Source organism: Enterococcus sp. NPDC086594 (genome assembly GCF_044746145.1).
GTDB classification, from domain to species: Bacteria; Bacillota; Bacilli; order Lactobacillales; family Enterococcaceae; genus Enterococcus_D; species Enterococcus_D entomosocium.
This window is the reverse complement of sequence record NZ_JBIVBP010000001.1, coordinates 94,987-121,263: the sequence shown is the minus strand read 5'-3', so window position 1 is coordinate 121,263 and position 26,277 is coordinate 94,987. Positions and strand designations below refer to the sequence as shown.

At 46.2% G+C, this 26,277-nt stretch carries 20 protein-coding genes; 10 read left to right on the top strand and 10 right to left on the bottom strand.

Annotated elements, in window-relative coordinates; translation table 11 throughout:
- Positions 1 to 67: 67 nt before the first annotated feature.
- Together pepV and ACIPK1_RS00545 are read left to right on the top strand one after the other, a co-directional pair.
- Positions 68 to 1,492 carry a dipeptidase PepV gene (pepV, locus tag ACIPK1_RS00550; protein WP_008378990.1) on the top strand — a complete coding sequence of 475 codons (1,425 nt, stop codon included), beginning with the start codon at positions 68 to 70 and terminating at the stop codon, positions 1,490 to 1,492.
- A gap of 221 nt (positions 1,493 to 1,713) precedes the next feature.
- On the top strand, positions 1,714 to 2,007 hold the full coding sequence (locus tag ACIPK1_RS00545; RefSeq protein WP_016613595.1) for a hypothetical protein: 294 nt from the start codon (positions 1,714 to 1,716) through the stop codon (positions 2,005 to 2,007).
- Positions 2,008 to 2,150: 143 nt separating this feature from the next.
- On the opposite strand, the gene ACIPK1_RS00540 is transcribed toward ACIPK1_RS00545, so the two are convergent.
- Positions 2,151 to 2,357: a hypothetical protein gene (locus ACIPK1_RS00540; RefSeq protein WP_008378986.1), complete on the bottom strand. Its 207-nt coding sequence runs from the start codon at positions 2,355 to 2,357 to the stop codon at positions 2,151 to 2,153.
- A gap of 133 nt (positions 2,358 to 2,490) precedes the next feature.
- Positions 2,491 to 2,799, bottom strand: coding sequence for a DUF5960 family protein (locus ACIPK1_RS00535; RefSeq protein ID WP_008378984.1), 309 nt, complete (start codon positions 2,797 to 2,799; stop codon positions 2,491 to 2,493).
- A 162-nt stretch (positions 2,800 to 2,961) separates the two neighbouring features.
- Here ACIPK1_RS00535 and ACIPK1_RS00530 point away from each other — a divergent pair, with 162 nt between their 5' ends.
- Positions 2,962 to 3,312 carry a hypothetical protein gene (locus tag ACIPK1_RS00530; protein WP_086332571.1) on the top strand — a complete coding sequence of 117 codons (351 nt, stop codon included), beginning with the start codon at positions 2,962 to 2,964 and terminating at the stop codon, positions 3,310 to 3,312.
- Positions 3,313 to 3,432: 120 nt separating this feature from the next.
- Here the strand turns inward: ACIPK1_RS00530 and ACIPK1_RS00525 are convergent, their stop codons facing one another.
- Positions 3,433 to 4,176: an NADPH-dependent oxidoreductase gene (locus tag ACIPK1_RS00525; protein WP_034872315.1), complete on the bottom strand. Its 744-nt coding sequence runs from the start codon at positions 4,174 to 4,176 to the stop codon at positions 3,433 to 3,435.
- A gap of 349 nt (positions 4,177 to 4,525) precedes the next feature.
- Between ACIPK1_RS00525 and ACIPK1_RS00520 the strand changes: the two genes are divergently transcribed.
- Positions 4,526 to 7,177 carry a cation-translocating P-type ATPase gene (locus ACIPK1_RS00520; protein WP_016613591.1) on the top strand — a complete coding sequence of 884 codons (2,652 nt, stop codon included), beginning with the start codon at positions 4,526 to 4,528 and terminating at the stop codon, positions 7,175 to 7,177.
- A 58-nt stretch (positions 7,178 to 7,235) separates the two neighbouring features.
- Here ACIPK1_RS00520 and ACIPK1_RS00515 read toward each other — a convergent pair whose 3' ends face one another.
- The 5 genes from ACIPK1_RS00515 to ACIPK1_RS00495 form a co-directional block, all read right to left on the bottom strand.
- Entirely contained in the window at positions 7,236 to 9,374 is a 2,139-nt protein-coding gene (locus ACIPK1_RS00515; protein ID WP_400449677.1) for a transglutaminase family protein, read from the bottom strand.
- A complete protein-coding gene (locus ACIPK1_RS00510) occupies positions 9,371 to 10,414 on the bottom strand; it encodes a DUF58 domain-containing protein (RefSeq protein ID WP_005234735.1) in 1,044 nt (347 codons plus the stop codon). Before ACIPK1_RS00510 ends, ACIPK1_RS00515 begins: the two co-directional genes overlap by 4 nt.
- A gap of 2 nt (positions 10,415 to 10,416) precedes the next feature.
- Positions 10,417 to 11,355, bottom strand: coding sequence for a MoxR family ATPase (locus tag ACIPK1_RS00505; RefSeq protein WP_005234736.1), 939 nt, complete (start codon positions 11,353 to 11,355; stop codon positions 10,417 to 10,419).
- 192 nt (positions 11,356 to 11,547) lie between these two features.
- Complete coding sequence (locus ACIPK1_RS00500; protein WP_400449675.1) at positions 11,548 to 13,389, bottom strand: FAD/NAD(P)-binding protein; 1,842 nt, start codon at positions 13,387 to 13,389, stop codon at positions 11,548 to 11,550.
- Between the two features lie 37 nt (positions 13,390 to 13,426).
- Positions 13,427 to 14,422, bottom strand: coding sequence for an ROK family protein (locus ACIPK1_RS00495; protein ID WP_400449673.1), 996 nt, complete (start codon positions 14,420 to 14,422; stop codon positions 13,427 to 13,429).
- 172 nt (positions 14,423 to 14,594) lie between these two features.
- Here ACIPK1_RS00495 and ACIPK1_RS00490 point away from each other — a divergent pair, with 172 nt between their 5' ends.
- On the top strand, positions 14,595 to 15,401 hold the full coding sequence (locus ACIPK1_RS00490; RefSeq protein WP_042890481.1) for a Cof-type HAD-IIB family hydrolase: 807 nt from the start codon (positions 14,595 to 14,597) through the stop codon (positions 15,399 to 15,401).
- A gap of 85 nt (positions 15,402 to 15,486) precedes the next feature.
- Here the strand turns inward: ACIPK1_RS00490 and ACIPK1_RS00485 are convergent, their stop codons facing one another.
- A complete protein-coding gene (locus ACIPK1_RS00485) occupies positions 15,487 to 17,637 on the bottom strand; it encodes a GH92 family glycosyl hydrolase (RefSeq protein WP_087664951.1) in 2,151 nt (716 codons plus the stop codon).
- 5 nt (positions 17,638 to 17,642) lie between these two features.
- Positions 17,643 to 18,695, bottom strand: coding sequence for a GntR family transcriptional regulator (locus ACIPK1_RS00480; RefSeq protein ID WP_400449669.1), 1,053 nt, complete (start codon positions 18,693 to 18,695; stop codon positions 17,643 to 17,645).
- Between the two features lie 155 nt (positions 18,696 to 18,850).
- On the opposite strand from ACIPK1_RS00480, the gene ACIPK1_RS00475 reads away from it, so the two are divergent.
- The 5 genes from ACIPK1_RS00475 (at position 18,851) to ACIPK1_RS00455 (ending at position 26,277) form a co-directional block, all read left to right on the top strand.
- Positions 18,851 to 20,140 carry a glycoside hydrolase family 125 protein gene (locus ACIPK1_RS00475; RefSeq protein WP_400449667.1) on the top strand — a complete coding sequence of 430 codons (1,290 nt, stop codon included), beginning with the start codon at positions 18,851 to 18,853 and terminating at the stop codon, positions 20,138 to 20,140.
- Positions 20,141 to 20,213: 73 nt separating this feature from the next.
- A complete protein-coding gene (locus ACIPK1_RS00470) occupies positions 20,214 to 22,892 on the top strand; it encodes an alpha-mannosidase (RefSeq protein WP_400449665.1) in 2,679 nt (892 codons plus the stop codon).
- Positions 22,893 to 22,895: 3 nt separating this feature from the next.
- A complete protein-coding gene (locus tag ACIPK1_RS00465; RefSeq protein ID WP_005234751.1) occupies positions 22,896 to 23,771 on the top strand; it encodes an ROK family protein in 876 nt (291 codons plus the stop codon).
- Complete coding sequence (locus ACIPK1_RS00460; protein WP_400449663.1) at positions 23,764 to 25,155, top strand: glycoside hydrolase family 1 protein; 1,392 nt, start codon at positions 23,764 to 23,766, stop codon at positions 25,153 to 25,155. The genes ACIPK1_RS00465 and ACIPK1_RS00460 overlap by 8 nt, the downstream gene beginning before the upstream one ends.
- A 240-nt stretch (positions 25,156 to 25,395) precedes the next feature.
- Positions 25,396 to 26,277 carry a sugar ABC transporter permease gene (locus ACIPK1_RS00455; protein ID WP_086294872.1) on the top strand — a complete coding sequence of 294 codons (882 nt, stop codon included), beginning with the start codon at positions 25,396 to 25,398 and terminating at the stop codon, positions 26,275 to 26,277.

Here is a 26,277-nt window from a genome sequence, read left to right as displayed (position 1 = left end):
ATTTTTTTTCCTTTTTTGGTTTAAGAGTGTTATCATAAATAGCGAGAACAGAAATGGAGGGAACACTATGACAATCGATTGGAAAAAAGAGGTCGAAGCCCGCAAAGACGATTTGCTGAACGACTTGATTGATCTATTGAAAGTGAAAAGTGAAAGAGAAGATGATAAAGTGACTGCGGACGCGCCATTTGGTCCTGGACCTCGTGATGCGTTGCTACACATGCTAGCTTATGGTGAACGTGATGGCTTCACAGTCAAAAACGTCGATAATTACGCTGGTCACATCGAATTTGGTGAAGGAGACGAAACATTAGGGATCTTCGGTCACATGGATGTTGTTCCTGCAGGTGACGGCTGGTCAACCGATCCTTATGATCCAGTCATCAATGACAACAAAATCTATGCTCGTGGTTCTTCTGATGATAAAGGTCCTTCAATGGCCGCCTATTATGGGATGAAAATCATTAAAGAATTGGGCTTGCCATTATCGAAAAAAATCCGTTTTGTCGTTGGTTCTGATGAAGAAAGCGGCTGGGCAGATATGGATTACTACTTTGAGCATGAAGAAAAGCCTGATTTTGGCTTCTCGCCAGATGCCAATTTCCCAATCATCAATGGGGAAAAAGGGAATGTGACATTAGGGATCCATTTCCAAGGCAACAATGAAGGAGACTTCACGCTACAAAGCTTTACTGCTGGCTTGCGGGAAAATATGGTACCAGGAACGGCAACGGCAAGCTTCATTGCTCCATCAACAGAAGAAGCATTAGCGATCGAAAAAGCCTTTTTCGATTACGTCGAAGCCAATCCAGTGACGGGCACGATTGAAACAGAAAATGAACAAGTGACGATCGAATTAGTCGGTAAAGGTGCTCATGGTGCCAGCCCACAATCAGGAATCAATGCGGGGACTTTCTTAGCAGTCTTCTTAGATAACTATGCCTTTGGCGGCGGCGCAAAACAATTCATCCATGCAGCAGCAGCCTATGTCCATGAAGATTTCTACGGTGAAAAATTAGGTGTGGCGTACGAAGACGAAAAAATGGGTAAATTGACTATGAATGCTGGCTTGTTTGCTTTTAAAGCGAACCAAGCAGGAACGCAAGCAGACAACTTTATCGCATTGAACTTCCGTTATCCTAAAGGGGTAACTGCGGAAGGACTTGAAATCGGTGTGGAACGCACCGTCGGTATGGAAGGGGCCACCGTTACTCGCAATGACCGCAACATGGAACCTCACTACGTGCCAGCAGATGATCCATTGGTAGAAACTTTATTGGCGGTTTATGAAGAACATACCGGCGAAAAAGGCTTTGAACAAATCATCGGCGGCGGCACATACGGCCGTCTATTGAAACGCGGCGTTGCCTATGGCGCAATGTTCCCAGGCTATGTTGATACCATGCACCAAGCCAATGAATTCATGAGCTTGGATGACCTATTCAACGCAGCGGTGATCTATGCAGATGCTATCTACCGTTTGGCGAAATAAAGAGACATTGATACCGTCTATTCTTTTTTTAGCGGAGTCGATTTATTGATACTTAGATGAATAGAGGCAATAAAGGAATAGCAGTACGACTGATTGTTTTAATCATTGTCGTACTGTTATTTTATTACTTTAGAAAATAAATATTTTATTTTCGTTGGGTTATTTTATTATTGACATCAAATCATCCGAATGATTTACTTTTTGTAAGGAGTTGAAAAGTGATGCCTGATTTGGTGAAATTTATTTTGGTTATTCTGGCGATTTGGGTGGTTTATCAAATATTTACGACGGTTTTATTTACCCTTTCCCAAAAAGCAGTTGCCAAACGAATCAAAAGCGGGAAGATGTCTGATCAGCAATTGGCGAATTTGTACCACGCTGTAGCACGAGCAAATCAAGGAAGCAATTTCCAAGCGATTTTCTCTTATGGGCTCTTTTACCGCAGCCATGCAAAGCAAAGTGATGCGGTCTATGAACTGTATCGCGCGGAAATGGCGAAAAGAAATCTGCTGTAACCAACTGTGAAGCAACTGTTTTCGAGAATATTGCTCGAAGTAGCAAAAAAGCCTAGGTCCTGTACAACAAGTGCAGAACCTAGGCTTTTTGGGTATTTACTGGGCAGCAAGCTGTGACAGATAAACACAGCTCTTTGCTTCAGCTATTTCTTGTCTTTGTTGCTTTTTTGATCCATACCGGCACCGATCGCTACACCTAGTGCGATGCCTAAACCCATGCCTAAAGCCAGGTTGTCAAAAAACAGCATCCCAAATGCAGCACCTAAGGCCATTCCGACACCGATCCCCAATCCCATATTGTTAGAAGCGGCTTCTTTTTCTTCAGACGTTTGCGGCGGTTTTTTCGTCATTGTGAAAAACCCCTTTCTTTTTAGTATAGAGGGGTTTTGTTTTGATGACAAACATTCGAACTGCTGCTCAGTGATTTTCATGAGGAGAGAGCAGCCGCTTGGTACAGTAATCGGGGGGGGGGGGACCATTGGTCTATCTTCCGCCGGGCAAATAGTTACGCTCGGGGTTGTAGCGGCGAATGATCTTATTTTCAGCAAGTACGTGCTCATAATAATAAACAGGCGCATCCTTAGTCTCTAGTCGAAAAACAAAGACGAGCGGAACCTTTAAGACGGAATAGCGCGCGGGGATCGCAATATATGATTTTTGATTGCGCTCCATCGTCAATGCGAATTCATCAAACAAAAGCGCCACTGGTGTGGGAAAGTTTACCAATTCATAATAGTGTTTTTCAAATGCATAGGTTTCTTGTTTTGCATAAGCGATTTTTGCAGCTGGCATACGCATTCACCTCACTTGAATTATACGAACGTTTGTTCCGTTTGTAAAGTGGAAAATCGCCAGACGAGGAAAAAGGGGGTGCGTTCTCTATGAAAAAGATGTTTTGCTAACAAGAAATTTGCTACACTAGAGGAAAGAAGGAATCAAAAAGGAGCAGATACCATGGATTATGAACGCTTTGCACGATTACAGGCACGCTTTACCGATGAAAAACTGCTGACCAATGAAGGGTTCTATCGGTTGCGCTTGTCAGGGAAGGCGCAGTTCGAACTAGCCTTTATCAAAACTGGACCTTGTGGCGAGTCTGTCTACCAGCCGCTGATCAAGGGCACTTTTTCTGAAAAAGAAGCAATCCCTACCTATTTGCTGGATCTTGCGGCGCAACCTATGACGCAAATCAGTCAGCGAGCCTCCGAAAATGCAGCCGTGTTAGATAAAGCATTCGTAGAATTAATGGAAAAATGTGAGCAGGCAGTTGCCGTCAACGAAACCGCACAAGAAGCCGCACGTTAATTAGCGCGACAAAGATACAAGAGCCGCCTGAACCTGATTTTTTACACCAAGCAAAAAAACGATCCTGACAAGATTCCTTGCCAAAGATCGTTTTTTATTTTCCCGTGGTGATTAGTGTCCTCATTCGCCGAAGTGGTCTGAGAAGCCTTGTTGCTTCATAAAGGCAGCGACATCTGGACGTCGCGGTTCACGGAAAAATTCCGTCATTTTCGTTTGCCAATTGGTTTGCTGTTGATTGCTGCTGCGCTGTGCATAATAGGCTTCCGTCGTTTGGTTGTACTGGGCTGTTTGCTCCTGCGTCAGCGGTTGATACTGATCGACACTTACGATCGCTTCTTGAGGCAAGCGGACTTTCGGCTCATTTCTATGTTGCGGATAACCGATCGTCAAGCCGAATAACGGAAACGTCAATTTTGGTAAGCCGACAAGTTCTGCGATACGAGGCAAATCATTGCGGATGCCGCCGATGTAGCAAATTCCTAAGTCTTGTGCTTCAGCATATGCTACCATATTTTGGGCAGCGATCGTCGTATCAACGACAGACACAATAAACGGTTCCATCGTGGTTAAGTGGGTATCCGGCACCCCTGCTTGAGTCAGCAGCTGCTGATGCTTATGTAAGTCGGCGACAAAAAGATAGAAGACCCCCGTTCGAGTGATGTAATTTGGGGCACCGGCAATTTTTTCGATGGCAGCCAGTTTTTCAGGATCACTGACCTCAATGATCGAATAAGCTTGAACAAAGTTCGAACTGGAACCACTTTGGGCAACCGTCACTAATTTTTGCTTGAGTTCCTTTGATAGTGGCCGGGGTTGAAAATCTCTGACAGAGCTGTGGCGGGTAAAAGTATCAAAAAGATCCATCGTTTTTCCTCCTGTAACGTACAAATTTCTTTCTTCTTTAGTGTAACAGAAAAAAAGGAATGGGAACAAAAAGAATGTTTTCAAAAAATTTTCAAATTGATGTTTTATAGTTGCCAAGCACAACAGTTTCCGTTATGATAATGATACATTCTTATTATTATTCCTTAGGGGAGTAACCGGTGGCGCAAGCTGCGATAATATCAACAGTAAGTAAGCTGGCGACAGCTTTCTGGTATTATTTGAAATGGTGAGACCTAAGACAAGCGTATACTTGTCTTAGGTCTCTTTTTTTCTAGCAGAGTGCCTAAGGAAAATAAAATTAAAAGGGGCAAAAAAATTGGCGAAAGAAATGTATCAAAAAGAAATCTCGGAAATTATGGCAGAGGTCCAGAGCAGTCCAGAGGGGTTGACGCAGCAAGAGGCAGCCAAGCGGTTAGAAAATGGCCTGAACCAGCTGAAGGAAGCACCTAAGAAATCAAGCTTTGCCTTATTCTTAGATACCTTCAAAGATGCGATGGTGATCGTCTTGTTGATCGTGGCAATCATCCAAATGGTTATGGGTGCGCACGTTGAGTCCATCGTTATCTTCGCAGTACTCTTGTTGAATTCCGTCGTCAGTGTGATACAAACGAAAAAAGCCGAAGGATCGTTAGACGCTTTGAAAAGCTTGTCAGCACCAGATGCTAACGTCATTCGGGATGGCAAAGAACAAAGTGTGCTGGCGAAAGAATTGGTTGTCGGCGATATCGTTATTTTAGAAGCTGGGGACTATGTACCAGCAGATGGTCGATTGATCGAAGAGGGTTCTTTGAAGGTCGATGAAGGAATGCTGACTGGGGAATCAACGCCAGCGGAAAAAGAATTAGGTGTGATCGATCGTACCGCACCGATCGGCGACCGTGACAACATGGTCTTCAGTGGAACGATCGTCACTTATGGGCGTGGTCGGTTTATCGTAACCGCGACTGGTAATGTGACGGAAATCGGTCAAGTGGCTGGCTTATTGGAAAGTACGGTTGAACACAAAACGCCATTGCAACGAGGATTGGACAGCTTCAGTAAAAAACTGAGCTTGGCGATCTTGGTCCTTTCATTGATTATTTTAGGGGTTCAAGTAGCACGGTTGTTCTTAGGTGACGGAACAGGTGATATGACGGAAGACTTAGTCAACGCCTTTATGTTTGCGGTAGCCGTAGCCGTAGCAGCGATTCCAGAAGCATTGCAATCGATCGTGACGATCGTCCTTTCGATCGGAACAAAACAAATGGCGAAGCGTCATGCCATCATTCGAAAACTACCGGCGGTTGAAACATTGGGTTCAACGAGTATCGTTTGTACAGATAAGACAGGGACCTTGACCCAAAACAAAATGACCGTTGTTGACTACTATTTACCAAATGGGCAAACGGGCACGTTCCCCGATGAGCCAACTACCTGGACATTGCCTGAAAAACGCTTAGTAGAGATCAGTGTCTTGGCCAATGATGCTGCCATCAGTGAAGATGGGGCGAAGCTAGGAGACCCTACTGAAATTGCTTTTCTGGATTACAGTGAGAAACTAAATCAGCCATATCGGGCGATTCGTCAACAGTTTCCTCGTTTGCAAGAATTGCCTTTCGATTCTGATCGTAAATTGATGTCCACCTTACATGAGATCGATGGCGAACATTTGTTGTTGACCAAAGGTGGTCCAGACATCGTCTTTGGCCGCAGTACCAAAGTCTTGATCGATGATCAAGTCGTTCCTTTAACAGATGAAATCAGAAATAAATTGCAGCATCAAAACGAAGAATTCTCAAAACGGGCATTACGGGTCTTGGCGTTTGCTTACCGTCCATTGACCGATGCCCAATCACGAGAATTGACACTTGAGGATGAAAACGAGCTGATTTTGGTTGGTTTGATGGCAATGATCGATCCTCCTCGTAAAGAAGTCAAACAAGCCGTAGCAGATGCCAAATCTGCCGGTATCAAAACAGTGATGATCACAGGGGACCACAAAACGACAGCCGTGGCGATCGCACAAGAGATCGGTATTTCAGCTGAGGGCGACTTAGCCTTGACTGGTACGGAATTGGATGCTCTTTCTGAAACCGAACTAGCGGATCAATTAGACAAAATCACGGTTTATGCTCGTGTTTCGCCGGAAAACAAAATCCGTATCGTGCGGGCTTGGCAAGACAAAGGCAAGATCTCTGCCATGACCGGAGATGGAGTCAATGATGCACCCGCCTTGAAACAAGCGGATATCGGGATCGCAATGGGAACCGGAACGGACGTTGCCAAAGATGCAGCGGCGATGGTCTTGACGGATGATAACTTTGCCTCGATCATTCGTGCCGTAGAAGTTGGCCGAAACGTCTTTGACAACATCAAAAAAGCCATTTCGTATTTGTTTGCTGGAAACTTAGGTGCGATCATTGCGATCGTCTTTGCCTTAGTGATGGGTTGGGACAATCCATTTACTGCCTTGCAGCTACTCTTTATCAACTTAGTCAACGACTCATTACCAGCAATTGCTCTGGGAATGGAAAAAGCCGAACCAACCATCATGCAACGACAGCCTAGAGATCCAAATGCAGGTATCTTCACTGGAAAAACTTTGATCTCAGTAACGTATCGCGGTATTTTGATTGCCGCTGTCGTGATTTTGGCACAATGGTTAGGGATGAGCCAATCACCTGAGTTAGGTGTAGCGATGGCCTTCTCAACACTTATCTGGAGCCGGACATTGCAAACATTGCCAGCACGCTCAAATACCGAGACTGCTTGGCAAGCTGGCCTTTTTGCCAATAAAATGGTGTGGTTGGCGATCGTCGTTTGTGGTGGACTATACAGCATTACCTTGATTCCTGGCATCCGTGAAGTCTTTGCGATTCCAGCAACCTTCACTTTAGGACATGTCGGTCTATGTATCGCAATGGCTGCTGTGGCAGTTGTTTTGATGGAAATCACAAAACTGATTATTATTGCCGTTCAAAAACGTCAAGGAAACGCCTAAAGCAAAAAACGTATCGATCCTTTGATCGATACGTTTTTTTGTCGTTTCTCCTCACTGCTTAGTTGATTTTTTTCAGCTGACTGATTTGGGCAGCGACTTGCTTCAAGAAGGCTTCTTGACCAGCCGGCTGTTCTTGGCTGTAAAGGTAGGCTTCGTATTGCTGCGTCAAGCGGATAAAATCACCATGAAACAGTGGATAGAATGCTTCGAGTCGTTGGGCATAATCAATCAACGGCTCCGCCTCGTTACGGTACAAAACTTTCGTCGTTTGCCTTAAAAACAAAGGATAGGCAGCAACTAGTGGCTGTTTGTTAAAGCGGCAGATCAACCATAAATGAATACGGAAAAACGAATGGCGGAAATAGAAAAGCAGGCCAAGTCCTAGGAGAGCTAAGCCTCCAAAGAAGCCATTACGCAGCGTTTGTTTCAGCTCCTCAGTCAACCAAACATCATCGGTAACCGCGGCTGTTGCAGAACTGCTGGTCGTGGTTTCACTACTTTCTGTTTCCGTATTGCTCGTTGGTGTTGTCTCGCTGCTAGCGGTCGGTGTTTCTTCGGAGCTAGTAGATTCTTGCGTCAACACGGGACGATCTGGATTTTGGAAACTAGGTGTCGGTTCAAAAGGCACCCAGCCGTATCCGTCAAAGTAGACTTCCACCCATGAGTGGGCATTCAAGTTACGGACAGTATAAGTAGTGATGCCGTTTTCTGTCACGGGGGATCCAGGAGAAAAGCCTTTAGCCCAGCGAGCAGGGATCTCTAAACTCCGTAGTAGCACGACCATTGCCGTGGAAAAATTGTCGCAGTAGCCGACTTGTGATTCAAATAAAAATTGATCAACGTAATCTTGCTCTTCTGCAGGCACGACGGCATCGGTCTTGGAATAGCGGAATACGAGTGGATCTTTCAAATAGCTTTCAACCGCCGTGACTTGATCAAACAGACTGTTGCTGTCAGTGGTGATCTCAGCGGCGAGATCTCGTACCCGCTGCGGCAAAGAATCGGGTAACTGGATATAATCGATCGGAGAATCCGGATAGATCAAAGGCAGATTTTGGAGATTTTCTGCGGCAAAATCTGGATGGTCCCAATCGAAGGTCAAGGTGGTGTCGGGGAGTGGATCAATGAGATCGACCCGCTGGATGGCATCGCTGATTTGAAAACCGCGAGCACCGTTTTCAAGGGACAACGTGCTGCGCCCATAGGGCAATGGGACATAGTCTCCATGGTTTTGAAATTGGATCCGCACTTGTTCATTCTCAGGATAGGTTTGTTGATAGCTCTGGTCAGCGATGGTGACATCGTCTGCTTCCAAGCGAACGTCTTCGCGGCTCGTACTGATCCAGCCTTTACCAGAATAAAAGTCTTTGCTTTCCACCCGCCAGTAATGCGGGGTTTCTTGTTGCGCTTCAAATAAAATCGTCGCATCATCAAGTAGTGGTCCGCCTAATTGACGATCATTTTCACTGAAACCCGTGCGAGAACCAGTGGGGGTGCCATGTTCTTCAATAAATTGATAAAAACCCAGCTGATTCAGATTTGTCCGTATAGGCGTGGAACGGGCTGCCAACTGATCCCGCACGCTCGTCTGCGGCAAGTAGACAGCAGTGACGGCTAAGCCACCAATCAATAGCATCACGCCAAACCAAGGGGCGATCGTTTGACTGGATTGAAAGGCGCTGCGCTGGATCATGGAAGAAGCCAGCGCGCAAAGAAAAATACCGATCAAATGCCACGTCAAATCAAATTGATTAAAAATCACGACTGTCAGCAAGTAGCCGATCATGGTACCGTAAATCAAGAAAAAGCGTTGATAAGCAATCGGTAAGATCGCTAAAAACAAGACCCAACTAACGATCAATGTCACCGCCGCCAGTTCGGTGATATAGCCGACCTCACCACTGAGGATCTCTTGAAAGGCACGGTGCAGGTCTAGCCAAAAACGCAGTAGCCAATCAAAAGAAAAGGCAGTCCCATAAGGAAAGATCCGATACAAGACGATCAGCCAAGCGGCTGCCAGCAAAGGCAAACTGTAACGGACTTTCGGCACGATGGTCAAAATCAAACAGACACTAAAGGCATAAGTTAAAAGGGTGAACTGATTGCCAAGGTCATAAACTGCGATAAACGGCAAGATCACCAGTGATAGACTGAGAAAGGTCAAAAGACCAATCAGTGCTTTCTTAATAAATCTCATCCTACCACCTCCTCAAGTTCATTCAACTGCCTCATTAAATCAGCGTAGGTAAACACTTGGCAGCTGTTTTTTGCTTCCAACTGACTGAGGTAGTTTTCCAGTTGTGGGGTGAAAACCGGGGTAATGAAGATAAGATGGCTGCCAGTCAAGAGCGGTACTCCTTCAGGAACTTTCTCGAAGGGAAGGATCTGGGCATAGGCAGCGGCATCCGTTTGGTAAGGGGAAGTCAATCCGTCACCAATCAAGAGCGGCTGAAAAAGTCGTTGATTTTGTGAGAAATGGTGGATCGAATAAAACAGTGTCAAGGTCTCTTCAAAAGCAGGATGATCTTCTCCCCAAAAGAGCAGAAAGATGTCTTGTTCTTCTTCGTATTCTCGTTCGCGATAGATCAATTCCTGTTGTTTGCTGGATAATTTCCAATCGATATTTTTTAATGAATCCCCTAACTGGTATTGACGGAACTGTCGAATAGAAAAATTGGGTTCCCCGTGGGTTTGGCTGCGGACTTGCTGTTTAAAAAATGGCAATAGGGCAACGGCTTCTAGCTTCAATTTCGGTAGGATCAAAATCGATTGTTTCGCACCTGCAGCGTAGCTTTTTTCAAAAAAGCCAAAGAGATCATGGCTGTACAATTGAACGGGCAATTCTTCATAGCTGCCGCGCTCCTTTGGGGTCCAAGGCAGATGGAGCCGAATCAGATTGCCTCGATAAAAGGCGCTGTGATGACTATTCTTGAAACGATCGTCAAACTGCAAGGTGAAATCGACCAGCGGCAGCAGCGTCGGGCGATACTTGAAGACTTGCAGCGGTAAGGTGATCGCTGTCTGTGTTTCAGCTTGGATCGATTCTTCTAAAACGATTTGGACCTTCTTGAGGGAGGGCAGCAAGAATACTGCGTCAAGCAACAATAACAGAGTCAGTAAAAACCAGAGGCTCCAACCGGCATTATTATTAAAGATCACACAGTAAGCCAGCAGCAAAAAATAGGCAGCGCTAAACAACAGGAGGCGCAGCACGCGTTCAAGCTTTTTTTTCTTCATCGCTATTTCCTCGTAGGGACAGGCACCCGTTGGATCATCTGTTTCATCAAATCTGAAAGGGTCTCCGCGCTAGCATGAACGCCGCCTTTCAGTAATAAACGATGACCGAAGACTGCTGGTAAAATTCGCTGTAAGTCTTGCGGCGTGACAAAGGTCCGTCCTTCCGTCAACGCTAACGCTTTTGCCCCTTTTAAGAAGGCGATCCCACCACGAGGACTGATACCAAGGTCAATGGCATTATGCTGGCGGCTCGCTTGAACCAGCTGCAATGCGTAACGGGCGACCCGCTCATCGACATACACGTCGTCCACCATCGCTTTCAAAGCGGTCACTTCATCAGCATGTAAAATGGTTTGGATCTGATCCAAGCTTTGCTGTCGTTTTCCAGTCAAGAGGGCGAGCTCATCTTGAAAATCTGGGTAACCGATATGCAGGCGGAACAAAAAACGATCCAATTGGGCTTCAGGCAAAGGATACGTTCCTTCATATTCGATTGGGTTTTGGGTAGCTAACACAAAAAAGTGGGGACTCAATGGGTACGTTTGATTGTCGATGGTGACATGATTTTCTGACATGGCTTCTAAGAGCGAGGCTTGCGTCCTTGGTGTGGTTCGGTTGATCTCATCTGCCAAGAGGACGGAGGTGAAGATCGGGCCGGGACGAAACTCGAACTGGTGGCTTTGGGAATTAAAAATCGACACACCTAACACATCGTTAGGCAAAAGGTCTGGGGTAAACTGTACCCGTTTGTAGTCACTTTGAATGGCTTTGGCTAATGATTTGACCAACATCGTTTTCCCAACACCGGGGATATCTTCGAATAAAACGTGTCCACCAGCAAGCAGCGCAGCCACGGTAAATTGGATCACATCTCGTTTGCCTAAAATCACTTTTTCTACTTCTGCGATCAAGGCATCAATTTTTTGTAATTCAGCGGTCATGAAACAACCTCCTTGCGTTCTTTTCTTCTATTGTAACGGTTTTCTAGGACTGTCGCAATTTTCGTGTAACAATTAAAGAAAATTTCAAGAATATTCAAAAAAAGGAAAATCCTGCCTGCGGGTTTGCGGAAGAAAAGCAAAAAACTTCCGAAGCGGTTCGTCGGAAGTTTGCGTTTGATAGAAAAGAAGCGACTAGAAGATGTGGTGTAAGAGGTCAGCGGCGATCTGGTCCGCCTGCCGTAAATTCCAAGCATCGGTTCCTGGCTGAGCAGTGGCAGCCGTCAACCAGTGGATGCCTTCTGTGGGAATCCCGAAACAATAGAGGGCAGTGTAGGGGCGTTCATCTGGTCCAAGGACCTGATTGGTCTCAGGATCGATGGCGATAGCACCCGTCTCAAAAGGCACCTCATTGGGTATCGTCAACCGGTGCGGGTGAATGATCCGATCGTTTAGCAGTTGCCGCAACAAGGAATTGTTGGTTCGACGAATCGCTGTCGATGGAATGCGAGCCTCAATTAGTTGCGTCGCGTGATAGCGTGTGTCGGGAAATCGCTTTGAATACGTACAATAAGCCTCCTCGATCTCAACAGTCATGTCAGGACCTAGTAAGGTCACCACTCCGGCTTCCAACAAGGCGACCAGTTCCTGCAGTCGTTGAACCGGCGGACCGATCGATAAAAAGCTGTTAAAGGGAACGAAAGACTGCCAAAAGAGTGTTTTCAGGTCTTTTGCTGGCATTAGCTGATGATCGAGAACAAACCGAATCGGGTCACGCAGATCTTTGAAGACTTCCAAGGCACTGCTGATAGGTCCCGCTAGATTGCCTTTTTCGGCATCTTGGATTTGGGTACGTAATAGCGCAATGAAAAAGTCTTGCAAGGACTGCTGCTCTTTCTGAGCAAAGGGATCGGCTAGTTGGTGCCATGACCACCATTCCCTCTTAGGAAGCTGCCATTTTTTTAGCAAGTCTTCAGATCCTTCCGTGGCAACAAAGGCGGTGGTAAAAGCGTCAAGCTGATCTTTGTCAAGCCGCTGTTTTTCTAAAAGCAGCGTCTGATAATAGACGAGTTCTGCCTCTTTCTTTAAATAGAAGAGCAGTGTCTTGCCAGCAACCGTTTTGGCTGCTTGCCAAGCAGCTAGGCGTTCAGGGGTCAAAAAAACGGGCTTTCGCTGCTGCGTTGGTGTTTTTTGATTGCGGCCACGAGGATGATACGGGACACCCCGACGAGAACCGGCGATGATTTGCGGTTCTTCACCAGAAGGTTGATAGACGAGGGATTCATTGACTTTGACGAAGGTTCCGCCCCGACCACTGGTCAAGCGGGTGACGTAATCGTAAAAGGCAAGTCCTAGTCCCCGTAAAATCACAGGTTCGCCAGCTTTCACAGCCGTTAGATCCGTATCTGCCGCATTGGCTGGCGGTGCATAAAACCAGCCATTATTTTCTGCGGCAGCCGCCAATTGTTGTTCCCCTGATGACAGTTGGGCTTGTGAATGTCCTGTAGCTAAGACGACGGCATCAACAAGGAATGTTTGGTGAGCCGTCGTCAACTGGTAGCGATTTTTGGAAAGAGGGGTCAAAGAGCTGACACTATCTGACAGATGGTTGACGGTAATGGATTCAGGTAGCTCTATTAACAACTGCTGATAAAACCACTGTTGATAGAGTCCATATAACGCCCGCGAGCAATGCCCGTTAGGATCAAGTGAATCAAGTGCTGTGCATTCCGCAACGAGCTCAGGGGCATGGATGGCTGCGAAATGTTTCCCTTCTGTCACTGCCCATTCGTACAAGGTAGGTCCTTTGACCACGGGGCCGCCGGTGCTTAATGTGTCATCCGTGAAAAGGGTGACTTGGCTGGTCACAGAATTCAATAGCAAATCTGCCGATTGGTCCGTGCGCCAAACTGCCCCAGGAAGAAAAGGATCAAACAGCAGCAAGTCGATGGCTTGTTTGTTTTGTTTGCTATGAGCAATCAGCCGTTCTGAAAGTGAAAGTCCACGAGGACCAGCACCAATGATCGCTATTTTCATATCACACCACCTCAATTATTCTATGGTCTTTGTGTCATCAACGGGCTAAGTCAAAAGGTGTCTTGCGGAAAATCAGCCAGTGCATGCCTAGCACCATGGCTTCATCGATAGCATCGATATAATGGAAAGCGGGCTGATTGGGTTGTTGCTGCAGCAATGGATTTTTTTTGATCGCGTCTAGGAGATCGGTTTTTACTGCATCACTGCTGGCTAAAATGATACAGTGGGGGGCAAAAGCTGCATTGTAAAATGGCAGTATGCTTGTCAGGCGCTGGACCAAAGCCGTGCGGTCTTGCGGTGCACCTTGATCCAAGTAGCCGGGTAAAAATTTTGCCTCTCCCGCTAGGGCATCTTTTCCTTCTAAAAGCGCACCATTGACTAGGAGCGTGATACCGGGCATGCTTTTTTCAGGATTGTACATGCCAACGATGGTTTGCTGCAAGGAGATCTGTTGGGCGATGCAATAGCCGATCGTTAAAATATGGGCATCGTTTTGACAGTAGAAGGGCAGTGCAGTGACCTCTGCCACGAGGGCTGCCAGCTGCCAGCCGTTAAATTTTTCATACCAGCTGGAAGTCACGGTTCCTCCACTGATTTTTCCTGGTAAAAAGAGGGCGATCTGTTCCACAGAAGGAAATAATGCCAGCTCGTTCGTTACACATTCTTGAAAGCGATGAGGGGCAACATCAGGAAAGGGCTGGTCGTGTTTTGCCAAAACCTTCCCCTTGCGGTCGATCAGCATGGACCAAAGAGCCAAGGAGCCATCGTGATCGATAAAGCTAAGCAAAAGAGAATGACCTCGGTCTTGATTTAGCTGATAGGTCACTGCTGGTCGTCCTAGCTCTTTTTGCTCCAGCGGACCTTTCGTGATTTCCCCCTCTGTTAACAATTCTTTTAATAATGAGTTAGTGGTGACCATGCTGATGCCGGTTTTCTTCACTAAATCGGAGGCGAATAATGCCCCGTTTTGAAACAAAGTTTTTAAAACCAGCTGTTTGTTTTGCTGGCGAATGGTATGGGTGGTAGAAGCCATAAATGTTCTCCTTAATGAAGTGATTTAATTAAGTATACCGACGGGATGAAACGATGTAAAGTTTTTAAAAGACTGACTTGACGGAAAACTTGAAAATAAGTATACTTAATTAATAACGTTAATTAAGTGATTTGGAATGAAGAGGACACGAGGTAGAGGGGAAGAGAAACGTATGATCAAATTAGTCATCACAGATTTAGACGGTACATTTTTGAACAGCCAAGGCAGTTTTGATCGGCCTTATTATGAACAAGTCAGCCAACAAATGAAAGAAGCGGGTGTTGCTTTTGCTGCGTGTACCGGCAAACAGTGTGAACGAGTGGAAGAACTGTTTGGTGAAGCAGCAGCGGATGTTTGGATTCTTGGGGATAGCGCGACCCGCATCAAACATCAAGGAGAGTACATCTTTGAATCGCTGCTGCCAAACGAATTAGGGCGGCGGATCATTGCGAAGCTCGCTGCGATTGCGCAAGATCATGTGATCATCGCTTGTACACCGACTGCGGCGTACATTGCTGACACAACCAATGAAGCGGATGCGCAGAAAGTGCGTGGCTCTTATCGGGTGGTCAAAACGGTGGCGGATTATCAAACTATCACAGAAGATTTTGTGAAGCTCACTATTTTTGATCCCAAACTACGTTGTTTTGAGCATGTCCAACAGTTAAGCGAATTTACCAATGAAGCGTACATCGTGGCTTCGGAAGCCGCTTGGATCGATATCACCAATCAAGGCGTCCACAAAGGAACGACTGTGGCACACTTGCAAGAATTGCTGCACGTCACACCCGAGGAGACAATGGTTTTCGGCGATGGCTTGAACGATTTGGAGTTGATGGCAGCTGGCACGTTTAGTTTCGCCATGAGCAATGCCTTTGAGGAAGTCAAGGCAGCGGCAGCGTTTGTGACCAAATCAAACGATGAAAATGGCGTGCTGAAAACTATCGAACGTCTGTTACCGCTACAAATGAAACAATAAAAAAATCGCTCCCTGGCAGGGACAGCGTGCACTTTCAATTGACTGAAAGTAGACTGCTGCCTGTTGCTAAGGAGCGGTTTTTTCGTTATGCATGTGGTTGACTGACGCTATAAGGATAGGCATCGGCTGACCACTCTTTGCTGCGAGGGACGATACCTAGCTGGAAGTTCAATGTACCACCGGCAGTCAATTCTTGGTGGGTGAAAAATAATCGCTCGAAGGGTTCTTCGTTCAATGTAATTTTATCCACGAAGAGCTGTTGCGGCGCATTGGGCGTGCTCTTGATCACTAAGTCTTTGCCTGAAGCAAGATGCAGTGTTGCTTGATCAAATAAGGGCATGCCAATGACATATTCGCCTGTCCCCGGTGTGACTGGATAAAAGCCCAAGGCATTGAAGATGTACCAACCAGCCATGCTGCCGTTGTCTTCATCGCCAGGAAAGCCTTTTGGTGAGTCATTGAAGCACTGTGTCAGTAGCTGCTTGATCAAGGGCTGTGCCATTTCTGGTTTGCCCAAATAGCTGAATAGATACGGATAGTGGAAGCTTGGCTGATTGGAGATCGCCAGCTGACCAAAATCGAGTGCGGCCATCTCACTCATTTCATGGATCTCGAACCCGTAACCTTCTGTCGTATAGCGAGGTTCTTGATTGCACAAGTCAATCAGTTTTGCTTCAAAGGCCGCTTTGCCGCCGTGTGCAGTGATCAAGCCAGCGAAATCATGGTAAACAGCAAAACTACTTTGCCACGCACTGCCTTCTGCATAATCCAAGCCCCAGCGTGTGTCACTAAACTCTGGACGAAAAGCGCCATCTGGGTCTTTTGCCCGCATAAAGCCGGTCTCCTGATCGAAAATGTTGCGGTAATTTTGCGATTGCTGCTGATAATAGTCTGCTTGCTCGTCACCCAGCTGTTGCGCGACTTGTGAGATACAAAAATCACTGTAACAATAATCAAGGGTGTGATTGACCGATTCATGATGCGTCAATGGCACATACCCGTAAGTCAAATAGTCCGTCGTGCCGCGCCGACCATAATTGGGATTTTCACTTTGGACGGTGGCACCTTTTTTCATCGCTGCTAAAAATTTGGGCATCAAATCGGGACGGATACCTTTTACTGCGGCATCAGCGATCACGGCATCGATCAGCGTCCCGGGCATCAACCCCCGCTCATCAGGTGATAGCCATTTTGGTAAAAAGCCGCTTTCGCGATAACTGTTCAAAAAGCCTTCCAGCATGTCTTCCAATTGTTCGACAGCCAAGAGTGAAAAGAGCGGGTAGACAGTTTTATACGTATCCCAAAAGCCGTTGTTTGTGTACAGTGGTCCTGGTTTGATCGCTTTTGCCAAGGTATCCCAGTGCACTTTGCAACCCTCTTGATCGATTTCGAAGAAGGTTTGAGGAAACAAGAATAAGCGATAAAAATTATGATAAAAAGTAGAAACTTGTGCTTGATCGTGATGCTCGATCTCGATTTTTTGCAAAAAATGATTCCATTGCTGTTGGACAGAAGCCAGATAATCGGCAGGAGCCCATTGCTGTTCCCGCTGCAAGTTCAAACAAGCTTGTTCGCGACTGAGAAACGAGGTTGCAAAACGGATCGTCTGTGTTTGGCAATCATCAAAGCGGAGAACGACGAAGGCTTCTTTGCCTGTCAAGGCACCTTCGATCGCCGTGATGGGTGTTTCAAAACGATAGACGAAATGGATGGTGAAGCTTTCGTCTTCGCATCCTGAAAATACGATCAGTTGACCAGCCACTGTCTGTTCATCCAACTGTTCTAAGACATAGTCACCCGGCAGTGACAAGCCAAGACCCGGCTGATCCCCGCAGTTTTCAATAGACAGCACACCGCCATACATACTGGGAATCAACGTCGTTGTTGTTAAATACCGCTGCGTCTTGATTTTAAGAAAGGCTGGATTAAAGGTGCTTTCTTCCGGACGATACGAGCTTTGCGCATGGAAAAGGGTATTTTCAGAAAGCGTGCCGTTTATCGGCAGCATCGTCAGATGGCTGAAATCACCCATCCAAGGGCTAGGCTGATGGGTGATGCGAAAGCCCTGAAAGGTTCGATCTTCTGGATGAAACCACCAACTGCCTCGTTGATCGCTGGTTTGCGGGGCAAAGTAGTTCATGCCAAAAGGAACCCCTGTATAAGGCAGGCAGTTGCCATGGGAAAAACTATATTGGTTGTCTGTTCCGTGTCGTGTGTCGATCATTGATACGTTCACTTGGTTCACTCCTTTAATTGGGTTGATTCTCTTTTGATCAAAGAAACAGCCACTAAATGGGTGGTCGTCTCCGTTGGTACTGGGGGTGCTGCCTTCGCAGCGTTGATTTTCTCAATCACTTGGTTTCCTGCCAAGCGCCCCATCTCCGCAAAATTCTGCCCGATGGTCGTTAGTGCTGGATCAACGAGGGCAGCGGCTTGGATATTATCGAAACCAACCAGGGAAATGTTGGCAGGGACGTGCAAATCTGCTTGACGCAGTGCACGCATCAATTCGATGGCGATCAAGTCATTTTCACAGACGGCTGCCGTGACCTGATGTTCTTCCAGGTAGGCAAGCGCATTTGCGATACTGGCAGTAGCGTCGTCTAGCTTGGTGCGAAAGGTTCTTTGGTTTTTTTTCAGCGCATCGATGTAACCTAGATAACGCTGACGGACGGATTGTGGATGGTGGGTATCACCAAAAATATAAGCGATCCGTTGATGCCCCAACGCAAGTAAATGCTCCGTAGCTAGCTGTCCACCTTGAAAGTTATCTGGCATGACCGCTGGAAAATCAAACTCATGCAGCTTTTTATCTAAGGTCACGATAGGAAAGTGTTTTTCAGCACATTCGAACAGCAAGTCATAGTAAGAAAACGTATTGCTGGCGTAATAGATCAGGCCGTCGAATTCTTGCATCAGCTCAGCTGCCGTCGTTTTTTCCAAATAATCCACTGGTGTCATCAAAAGTTCAAAGCCGTGTTCTTGCATCACGGGGTAAATGCCTTCGGTAAAGTTTCCTAAAGAGAGATCATTGGCAAAGGGCAAGACAAACAAAATTCGTCCAGTCGCTTTTTTTTCCTTCAATTCTCGGACAAAGCTGCCGCTGCCTTGCACGCGATAGATCAGCTGATTTTGTTCCAGTTCCGTCAAGGCTCTTTTAGAGGTGATCCGACTGACTTGGTATTGTTCAGATAGTTCTTTTTCAGTAGGGACACGACTGCCCGGAGCTAATCGCCCTTCAACGATGGCTTCGTGAAGCTCCGCGTAAATTTTTTTATATAATGGTTGTTTCATAAGAAAACCCCTCTTGATATATCATATTTGTTAGCATACCATAAACCGATAAAAATGAAAACCCTTTAATTATTTTGAAAAAGCGCTAGACATTCACATGATTCATGATATACTAGGTTCGTAAATTGATATATCAAATCAGGGAAGGTGATGGAATGGTTTATAAAGAAATACCAACTTCAGTAGCAACATTTATGGAAACGATTACGGATCTATGCGGAGAAACGCATGCCGATTGGGCGAAAAATTTTAATGCAGCTTTTGCCAATACACTATTAACGACGGTCAAGCGTCATGAGGATGGCACGACCTTTTTACTGACGGGGGATATTCCAGCCATGTGGCTGCGAGATTCCACTGCGCAAGTTCGTCCGTATTTAGTGATCGCCAAAGAAGATGAAGACTTAGCAAGTATGATCAGCGGGTTGGTCAAGAAGCAATTCTACTATATTACGATCGATCCTTACGCAAATGCCTTTAACGAATCAGCCAATGGCGCTGGCCACCAAACAGACGATACAGAAATGAACGATTGGATCTGGGAACGCAAATATGAGATCGATTCTTTGTGTTATCCGATCCAACTGGCCTATCTGCTATATAAAAACACAGGCAGAACAGATCAGTTCAATGATGATTTTGTAACAGGCATCAAAAAAGCCTTGGAGGTGTTTGTAACAGAACAAAACCATGAGGAATCCCCGTATCGCTTTGAACGGGATACCTGGCGAAAAGAAGATACCTTGACTCATGACGGCAAAGGCGCGCCGGTGAAACCCGTTGGCTTGACTTGGTCAGGTTTTCGACCAAGTGATGATGCCTGCAAATACGGCTATTTGATTCCCTCCAATATGTTTGCGGTGGTGGTCTTAGGCTATATCCAAGAAATCTTTACGACGGTTTTAAAAGACACAGCGATCGTGGCACAAGCGAAAAAATTGCAAGCAGAGATCGAAGCAGGGATTAAAGCATACGGGTTGACCAAAAATCAAGCTGGCGAAGAAGTCTACGCGTATGAAGTGGATGGATTCGGCAATGGCACACTGATGGATGACAGCAACGTGCCGAATTTGATCGCCGCCCCTTACTTGGGGTATGGCAGTATGGAAGATCCCCTTTATCTTCAGACCCGTAAAACGTTGTTAAGCAGTGAAAATCCGTATTTCTATGAAGGCAAATACGCTAAAGGCATTGGCAGCTCTCATACGCCAGAAAATTATGTGTGGCCGATCGCCATGGCAATGGAAGGCATGACCACCACTGACAAAGAAGAAAAGAAACGAATTTTGGATCAGTTAGTGGCGACAGATGCGGGTACAAATTTGATGCATGAAGGGTTCGATGTCGATGATCCTTCGCAATACACGAGAGAATGGTTCTCTTGGGCGAACATGATGTTTTGTGAATTGGTCATGGATTATTTCGATATCCGAGTGGAAAAATAAGCAGCACGACCCACGACCGTTCGAGTGACACAAAAAGCAGTCCAACGACGCAAACAGCGAGGAGTAAAAATCAATGAAGAAACAAGTTTATATCATCTCTCACAGCCACTGGGATCGGGAATGGTACATGCCTTACGAACAGCATCACATGCGGCTAGTTGAATTGATGGATGATCTTTTAGAGTTAATTGAAAATGACCCTGAGTTCCACAGCTTCCATCTAGATGGGCAGACGATCATCTTGGATGACTATTTAGAAGTGCGACCTGAAAAACGCGAAGCGGTCAAAGCGGCCATCAAACAAGGGAAATTACAGATCGGTCCGTTTTATATTTTGCAAGATGACTTTTTGATCAGTGCTGAATCAAACACCCGTAATATGCTGATTGGAATGGCAGAAAGCAAAAAGTGGGGCACCCCTGTTATGTTGGGGTATTTCCCAGATACTTTCGGCAATATGGGGCAAACCCCGCAAATGATGCTGCAAGCCAATCTTGAAAGTGCTGCATTTGGGCGTGGCGTCAAACCAATCGGCTTTGACAACGAAGTTTTACCCGATGATCAATTTACTTCCCAATATTCTGAAATGCATTGGGAAGGTCCAGATGGCAGTCAAATCTTTGGTCTACTTTTTGCCAACTGGTACTCCAATGGCAATGAGATTCCAGTGGATAAAGCAGAAGCCAAAGCTTTTTGGACACAAAAACTGCAAGATGTAGAGAAATTTGGTGCCACCAATCATTACTTAATGATGAATGGGGTCGATCATCAACCTGTCCAAAAAGACATTTCGGCAGCGATTCGTACAGCTAACGAGCTTTTCCCAGAGTATGAATTCAAACACGCCAGCTTTACCGAATACCTTGAAGCGGTGCAAGCAGATCTGCCAGATGACCTAGGAACTGTCACAGGTGAATTGACCAGTCAAGAAACCGATGGTTGGTATACTCTAGCCAATACCGCCTCTTCCCGAGTCTATCTGAAACAATGGAATACAAAGGTTTCCCGCCAATTAGAAAATGTCGCTGAACCATTAGCAACTATGGCTTATGAAGCAAGCGGCAGCTATCCTCACGATATGTTGGATCATGCGTGGAAAACACTGATGCAAAATCATCCTCACGACAGTATCTGCGGCTGTTCAGTGGACGAAGTACACCGAGAAATGATGCCGCGCTTTGAAAAAGCCAATGAAATTGGTAAGTTCGTGGCAGATGAAGCGTTACGCAATTTAGTAGCCGCCATCGACACGAGCAGGTTTCCTGAGGAGAGTCGTCCCTTTGTGGTCTTCAACACCACTGGCAGCACCTGTTCTGGTTTAGTGGAAGTCGTGATCGAACTTGAGCGTAAAACATTCCGTGAAGGATTGCCAAGCAAGCTTTACCACGAATTATTGGCGAAGCCAAAAGGTTCTTATTCGGTGATCGATGAACAGGGGAAACCTGTTGCTGCGATCATCAGTGAAGAAGAGGTCCTTTTTGACTATGAATTGCCTAAAGATGCCTTTCGGATTCCTTTCATGAAACGCTTTGTCACGGTTCAAGTAGAAGCAAACCAGTTGCCGGAATTTTCATGGCAGACCTTTGCCCTAGTGGAAAAAGCCGCTACGCCAGTAGAGAGCGCACCGATCGTTTCAGAAGGAGGGCGTAAACTTGCCAACGCACATTTGGAAGCCGTCATTACTGAAAACGGCAGCTTGACGATTACAGACAAAGCAACCCAAAAAACGTATCGCAATTTACTGGTTTTCGAGGATGTGGGGGATATCGCCAATGAGTACATCTTCAAACAACCAGAAGGGGATCAAGCAATCTTATCGACGCAATTTCCGCATCAGGTGACGATCGAACAAAACGATCCGCTGGTGGGAATTGTGCGACTGACACAAGAATTACAGATTCCTGTTTCAGCAGATGACCGTTTGTTAGAAGAACAAAAAGCTGTCGTCGATTTCCGTTTCCGTAAAGCACAGCGGAGTCAAGAATTGGTTGCTTTCAAGATCGAGACGGAGATTCGCTTAGAACGAACCAGCAACCGCCTGGCATTTAAAACCACCGTCAACAACCAAAGCAAAGATCACCGACTGCGGGTTTTATTCCCAACAGGGATCATCACGGATTTCCATGAAGCTGACAGCATTTATGAAGTCGTAAAACGGCCGAATCAGGTTTCCAGTCATTGGGAAAACCCAACGAATCCGCAGCATCAACACGCCTTTGTCAACTTGCATGATGAAACAGGCGGCATGACGGTTTCTAATTTTGGTTTGAACGAATATGAAATCGTGAAGGATCAGATCTGCTTGACCTTGTTGCGCTGTACGGGAGAGCTAGGCGATTGGGGCTACTTCCCAACACCAGAAGCGCAATGCTTAGGCAGCCACACCTTTGAATATGGCGTAGCCTGTCATGGGGCTCCTGAAGAACGTTATGAAACGTATCGCCAAGCACAAGCTGCCCAAGTTCCTTGGACGGCAAGCCAGACCGACAAGCATCAAGGCAAGCTAGCCAGCAGCAACCAATACATGGAAGCTCATGGAACGACGGTAGCTATCACCGCCTTAAAACGCAATCGCCAAGACCAGCAGATCGTTTTGCGGGGCTATAATTTGGCGGATCAAGCCACTGCCTTTCATGTGCAAAAAGAGCAGGCGACACTCTGTCTGTTGAACCTATTAGAGGAAGAACAAGCATCGTCCGTCAATGAGCAATTACACCCATATGAAATTCGAACCATTGGAGTAAAGGAGTGAGAAATGATGGTTTACGGAGGAATTGAAGCCGGCGGCACAAAAATGATTTGTGCCGTTGCCGATGAACAGCTGACGATCATCGCCCAAGAGTCGATCCCAACGACAACGCCAGAGGAAACGTTAGCGGCGATCTTTGCCTTTTTCGATCCCTACGATCTCGTGTCATTAGGGGTCGGTTCCTTTGGTCCGATCGGGATCGATCCAACCCAAGCGACCTATGGCCACATACTAGCCACGCCGAAACAGGGCTGGCAGCAGTTCGATTTTCTCGGTGCGTTGAAGAAGCGCTACCCAGAGACAGCATTTGCTTGGACAACAGATGTCAATGCTGCCGCTTATGGAGAATTACGCCAAGGAGCGGCACAAGGCAAAGACAGCTGTGTCTATTTGACGGTAGGGACCGGCATTGGCGCCGGGGTCGTTCGTGAAGGAAAGATTTTCGAAGGGATCGGTCATCCAGAAATCGGTCATACCTATGTCAAACGCCACAGTGAAGATATGTATGCTGGTACATGCCCGTATCACGGCGACTGTTTGGAAGGATTAGCCGCAGGGCCTTCTTTGGAAGGACGTACGGGGATCAAAGGACAAGACTTGCCGCAAGCGCACGAGATTTGGGGGTTGCAGGCCTTTTATCTTGGGCAAGCGCTGGTCAATATCACGTTAACTTTAGCACCTGAGATAATCATTTTAGGCGGTGGGGTCATGAATCAGCCGCATTTACTCGCTCAAATCCAACAAGCCTTCCTGAAACAAATGGCAGGCTATATGGAGACACCACCAGTGGAAGACTACATCGTCACTTGGGGCTTGCCGAACAAAAGTGGCATTATCGGCTGTCTCTTGTTAGGCAAAGAGCAGGTGACTGCCCATGACTAACCTGCATTTTCCTAAAGATTTTTGGTGGGGAGCCGCTGCCAGCGGTCCGCAAACTGAAGGACGAACGGCCGATGATGGCAAAGGCGATTCGATTTGGGACTATTGGTACGCAACGGAGCCAGAACGTTTTTATCAAAAACGGGGACCCAAAGATACCGTCCAGCTGCTACAGCGTTACCCAGAAGATGTGGCGCTGATGAAAGAGATCGGTTTTAATTCTTTTCGAACCTCGATCCAGTGGAGTCGCTTGCTGCCAGAAGGAAGAGGGGCGGTCAATCAACAAGCGGTGACGTTTTATCGCGAGTACTTCGCCACTTTGATCGATCATGGCATCGAGCCCTTCATCAATTTGTATCATTTTGATATGCCGATGGCACTGCAAAAAGAAGGCGGCTGGCTCAATCGCGAGACTGTCACAGCATTTGCAGATTATGCCGCTTTGTGTTTTGAATTGTTCGGTGATCAAGTCCGCCGTTGGTTCACGCAAAATGAACCGATCGTGCCAGTGGAGATGGGGTATTTGTATCAGCAGCATTACCCAGCAGAAATCAATTTGGCTCACGCGGTGCAAGTTGGCTACCATGAAGCACTCGCCAGCGCCTTAGCGATCCAACGCTTCCGTCAGTCTCAGCAACCAGGCGAAATCGGCATCATCTTGAATTTGACACCGACTTATCCGAAAGATCCGAACGATGAAAAAGATGTCCAAGCGGCGCAACTGGCAGATGCCTTTTTTAACCGATCCTTCTTAGATCCAGCGGTCAAAGGCACCTTTCCTGAAGAATTGATCTCTGTCTTAAACGAGTTGGCGATCATGCCAGAAACCAGAGCCGAAGATTTGCAGATCATTAAAGAAAACACGGTCGATCTCTTGGGGGTCAACTATTATCAGCCGCGGCGGGTGCAGCAAAAGCGTTCTGCCAAAACAGCGGACACTCCAATGCCAGAAGATTACTTCGATGTTTATGATTGGCCAGAAAAGAAAATCAATCCCCATCGAGGCTGGGAGATTTATGAGCGAGGCATTTATGATACCTTGATCAACCTACGAGACAACTACGGCAATATCCCCTGTTATATTTCAGAAAACGGCATGGGAGTCGAAGATGAAACACGCTTTATCGATGCCAGCGGTCAGATCCAAGATGAGTACCGCATCACCTTTATCAAAGATCATTTGCGGTATGTACACCAAGCGATCCAAGAAGGCAGCCAGTGCCGCGGGTATCACATGTGGACCTGCATGGACAATTGGTCTTGGCTGAATGAATTCAAAAATCGTTACGGGTTTATTGCCGTTGATTTGGCTACCCAAAAACGCACCATCAAAAAGTCAGGTGAGTGGTTCCGCGAAGTGATTCAGCAAAACGGCTTTGTCGACTGAACATTCATAAAAAACAAATCAATGAAGCGTCCTATCTTGCAAAAGGTAGGACGTTTTTCTGGTTTTTAGAGAATAAAAACAAAATATAAACAAAGACCTTTAATTTGTTTCATTTTATCTTTAGTTTGTTCCTTATTTTTTAGGGATGAAAGCGTTATTCTAGTAGCATGAAGGAGATGATGAGATGTGAAGAAAAAGGGGTTTTGGAGGAATGTCTGGCAATACAAAGCGTTAATATTGATGGCTTTGCCAGGTGTTGTCTGGTTTATCTTTTTTTTCTATATACCTGTATTCGCAAATGTGGTGGCGTTCAAAGATTTCCACATTTCACCAGACGGCTTTTTTGCCAGTTTGAAACAAAGCCCGTGGGTCGGCTTTGATAACTTTAAATTTTTATTTGCATCCAATGATGCTTGGCTGATCACTAGAAATACGTTACTCTACAATATCGTATTTTTAGCATTCAACCTATTCTTTGCGATTGCCTTTGCCATTATAATGAGTGAGCTACGCAATAAGCGTTTGGTAAAAGTTTATCACACGATGTCCCTGTTGCCGTACTTCCTTTCTTGGGTGGTTATTTCGTACTTTGTCTATGCCTTTTTGAGTCCAGACAAAGGGATCATCAACCAATGGATCACGGGTATGGGCGGTGAAGGAATCAACTGGTATGCTGATCCGAAATGGTGGCCGTTTATTTTCGTCTTTATGAATGTCTGGAAGAGCTTAGGCTACAACAGCATCATCTATTATGCGTCAGTGGTCGGGATCGATCAAACGTATTACGAAGCCGCGATGGTCGATGGCGCCAGCAAATGGCAGCAGATTAAAAATGTGACGTTGCCACAACTGATTCCAATGATTTCCGTCTTGTTGATTTTGAACATCGGTGGGATCTTCCGTGCCGACTTCGGACTTTTCTATCAAGTCCCACGAAACTCTGGGGCGTTGTACCAAGTCACCTCCGTTTTAGATACGTACATTTATAATGGACTGACTGCCACAGGCGACTTCGGGATGACCGCAGCTGCCGGCCTTTATCAATCAGTGGTTGGGGCATTATTATTACTAACAGCGAATTTGGTTGTTCGTAAACTAGAACCAGATTCAGCATTATTCTAA

Coding starts and splice junctions, on each gene's coding strand:
- ACIPK1_RS00490 (WP_042890481.1), top strand. CDS start 14,595: ATGATCAAATTAGTCATCACAGATTTAGACGGTACATTTTTGAACAGC.
- ACIPK1_RS00530 (WP_086332571.1), top strand. CDS start 2,962: ATGGATTATGAACGCTTTGCACGATTACAGGCACGCTTTACCGATGAA.
- ACIPK1_RS00475 (WP_400449667.1), top strand. CDS start 18,851: ATGGTTTATAAAGAAATACCAACTTCAGTAGCAACATTTATGGAAACG.
- ACIPK1_RS00470 (WP_400449665.1), top strand. CDS start 20,214: ATGAAGAAACAAGTTTATATCATCTCTCACAGCCACTGGGATCGGGAA.
- ACIPK1_RS00505 (WP_005234736.1), bottom strand. CDS start 11,355: ATGACCGCTGAATTACAAAAAATTGATGCCTTGATCGCAGAAGTAGAA.
- pepV (WP_008378990.1), top strand. CDS start 68: ATGACAATCGATTGGAAAAAAGAGGTCGAAGCCCGCAAAGACGATTTG.
- ACIPK1_RS00460 (WP_400449663.1), top strand. CDS start 23,764: ATGACTAACCTGCATTTTCCTAAAGATTTTTGGTGGGGAGCCGCTGCC.
- ACIPK1_RS00540 (WP_008378986.1), bottom strand. CDS start 2,357: ATGACGAAAAAACCGCCGCAAACGTCTGAAGAAAAAGAAGCCGCTTCT.
- ACIPK1_RS00525 (WP_034872315.1), bottom strand. CDS start 4,176: ATGGATCTTTTTGATACTTTTACCCGCCACAGCTCTGTCAGAGATTTT.
- ACIPK1_RS00515 (WP_400449677.1), bottom strand. CDS start 9,374: ATGAGATTTATTAAGAAAGCACTGATTGGTCTTTTGACCTTTCTCAGT.
- ACIPK1_RS00545 (WP_016613595.1), top strand. CDS start 1,714: ATGCCTGATTTGGTGAAATTTATTTTGGTTATTCTGGCGATTTGGGTG.
- ACIPK1_RS00510 (WP_005234735.1), bottom strand. CDS start 10,414: ATGAAGAAAAAAAAGCTTGAACGCGTGCTGCGCCTCCTGTTGTTTAGC.
- ACIPK1_RS00455 (WP_086294872.1), top strand. CDS start 25,396: ATGGCTTTGCCAGGTGTTGTCTGGTTTATCTTTTTTTTCTATATACCT.
- ACIPK1_RS00480 (WP_400449669.1), bottom strand. CDS start 18,695: ATGAAACAACCATTATATAAAAAAATTTACGCGGAGCTTCACGAAGCC.
- ACIPK1_RS00495 (WP_400449673.1), bottom strand. CDS start 14,422: ATGGCTTCTACCACCCATACCATTCGCCAGCAAAACAAACAGCTGGTT.
- ACIPK1_RS00535 (WP_008378984.1), bottom strand. CDS start 2,799: ATGCCAGCTGCAAAAATCGCTTATGCAAAACAAGAAACCTATGCATTT.
- ACIPK1_RS00500 (WP_400449675.1), bottom strand. CDS start 13,389: ATGAAAATAGCGATCATTGGTGCTGGTCCTCGTGGACTTTCACTTTCA.
- ACIPK1_RS00465 (WP_005234751.1), top strand. CDS start 22,896: ATGATGGTTTACGGAGGAATTGAAGCCGGCGGCACAAAAATGATTTGT.
- ACIPK1_RS00520 (WP_016613591.1), top strand. CDS start 4,526: ATGTATCAAAAAGAAATCTCGGAAATTATGGCAGAGGTCCAGAGCAGT.